2 protein-coding genes are annotated in these 1,266 nt (G+C 60.4%); both read right to left on the bottom strand.

Going from position 1 to position 1,266, the window contains the following annotated elements; all coding sequences use genetic code 11:
• Positions 1-198: 198 nt before the first annotated feature.
• The gene (locus tag EOM25_15095) at positions 199-564 is read right to left on the bottom strand and encodes a hypothetical protein (protein ID NCC26505.1); all 366 of its coding nucleotides are present in this window, start codon (positions 562-564) and stop codon (positions 199-201) included.
• A 222-nt stretch (positions 565-786) separates the two neighbouring features.
• Positions 787-1,266, bottom strand: a 480-nt coding sequence (locus tag EOM25_15090) for a 1-(5-phosphoribosyl)-5-((5-phosphoribosylamino)methylideneamino)imidazole-4-carboxamide isomerase (protein ID NCC26504.1), incomplete at its 5' end; no start/stop codon positions are given.

Below are 1,266 nucleotides of genomic sequence, written 5' to 3'. Positions count from 1 at the left end.
GGGCTTATGTCAAATGACGTAAGCCCTTTTTCGTTTAATTGGTCCTCAAGCTTTCAAGCGGTTGACCAATGAATGCTGCAAAATCGGTTCAAGGCCGTGCTATCGCAATCGTTCCTGACGTAGACCAGACGGGCTGCGTCAAACAATCCCGATTCATCGGACCAAGGGACCGACGAAGGACTAAATCACCACGGACCGTCAGGCAACCCGGCGTCGTTCGTCGCTCTCGTCCAGCATGGCTTGGCAATCCACGCAATGCCGGGCAGTAGGCAGAGCCAGAAGACGTCGGACGCCGATGGGTTCACCGCAGACGGCGCACATCCCGCGGTTCTCTCCTTCCAAGGCCTCAACGGCCCGGAGGATGGCCTCGATCTGAGCCCGGGTTCTGTTATAGCGGATGAGCGTCAGGTTTTTGGTGCTCTCCTGGCAGGCCTGGTCTGCCGGATCCGGCAGGACCGGAGCCGCACCTCCCAGGACCGACAACAGGGATTCGAGATCGCGCTCGGCCAGGGTTAGTTGTTCGTGGAGCAGACGTCGCAGTCTCTGGATTTCGGATTCAAACATGGTTGTACCTCCAAAGGTTCGGGGGAATCATGTCCGGAGACCCTACGCCTGTCGTCCCTCCCGGTCGTGTCCGGACGGTAACGAAATCGTTGCATTTCAGAGACGGTATCCTTCGAACTGGAGCGTATTGGTCTACTCCGATTCGAGTCCTTTCCAAAAAGAATGAAAAAAGGCGGGACAAAAGCCCCGCCTTTTTAAGCGTCAAAGCCGAAACCCTGCCGACTAGCGGGATCGCAGCCACACCAAGGCCTTGGCCAGATCCAGGGTGCCCTCGTAGATGGCCTTGCCGGTGATGACCCCTTCCAGGCCACGCTCGGCCAGAGGGGCGAGGGCCTTGATGTCAGCCAGTGTTGACACCCCGCCCGCGGCCAGAACCGGTACCCCGCTCAGGCCCAGAAGTTCTTCCATGGCCCGCAGGTTGACTCCGGACTGCATTCCGTCCCGGGAGATGTCCGTGTACACGAAAAAGGCACACCCCGCCTCCATGAGACCCGGAACGACGTCCCCGACGGTCAGACCGGCGTCTTCCACCCAGCCCTTGGTCTTCAAACGGCCGTCCCGAGCGTCCAGGGACACTCCAACCCTCCCGGGAAAGGCCCGACAGAGGCCTGCGAAGGCATCCCTGTCCTGCAGGGCCAGGGTCCCGATGATCAGCCGTTCCACCCCGCTGTCCATGTAGGCCCGGGCCGTCTCCAGATCCCG

The sequence above is a fragment of the Deltaproteobacteria bacterium genome, from assembly GCA_009929795.1.
Taxonomy (GTDB): Bacteria; Desulfobacterota; Desulfovibrionia; order Desulfovibrionales; family Desulfomicrobiaceae; genus RZZR01.
The sequence above is the reverse complement of the archived record's forward strand: the minus strand, read 5'-3'. Positions and strand labels throughout refer to the sequence as shown.

What these genes read in the sequence shown, in the direction of transcription:
- EOM25_15095 (NCC26505.1), bottom strand. Translation starts at nt 564, where the DNA reads ATGTTTGAATCCGAAATCCAGAGACTGCGACGTCTGCTCCACGAACAA.